Source organism: Geobacillus sp. ZGt-1, assembly GCF_001026865.1.
GTDB classification, from domain to species: Bacteria; Bacillota; Bacilli; order Bacillales; family Anoxybacillaceae; genus Geobacillus; species Geobacillus thermoleovorans.
This window is the reverse complement of the sequence record NZ_LDPD01000167.1, coordinates 1-590: the sequence shown is the minus strand read 5'-3', so window position 1 is coordinate 590 and position 590 is coordinate 1. Positions and strand designations below refer to the sequence as shown.

At 30.7% G+C, this 590-nt stretch carries 1 protein-coding gene; it reads left to right on the top strand.

Features of this window, described 5'->3' with window-relative positions:
- Positions 1-507: glycosyltransferase (locus tag VU18_RS16320; RefSeq protein ID WP_047758559.1), on the top strand; the 507-nt coding region annotated here is incomplete at its 5' end.
- Positions 508-590 lie beyond the last annotated feature (83 nt).

Below are 590 nucleotides of genomic sequence, written 5' to 3'. Positions count from 1 at the left end.
CATGAATTGAATATTGCTTTTATTGGTAATATTAATGAGGCGAAAGGTTCAAAAATTATCTATGAATTAAAAGAACTAATATTGAAAGAAAAGCTACCCATAAATATTAAAGTTATTGGTACAACAACTGTTCATAGTAAAAGCTATAAAAGTGAGGATGGAATTTTAGAAGTTCATGGCAAATATGAACGAAAAGAAATTGCTAACCTACTAAAACAGTATGAAATCTCTATAGTAATAATCCCATCTATCTGTCCTGAAACTTTTAGCTATACAACTAGTGAAGCAATAGCTTCAGGATACCCAATCATAACGTTTAATATTGGGGCGCCAGCGGAGCGAGTTAAAAGATATGATGCTGGATGGGTTTTAGAAGGTTATTCTGCTAGTTCTATTCTTAGTTTATTAAAGAAATTATTAAAAGATAGAAACGCAATTATAGAAAAAAGTCATTCGATCAAAAAGATAAAAGAATTTAACAATAATTTTGGGAAGAGAGGGGATTAGTTTCATGATAGTATGCACTTCTGTTACAGCAAATTATTTGCCTAAAGCAGCTGTATTAGCTAGTTCTGTGAAAGAACATAATC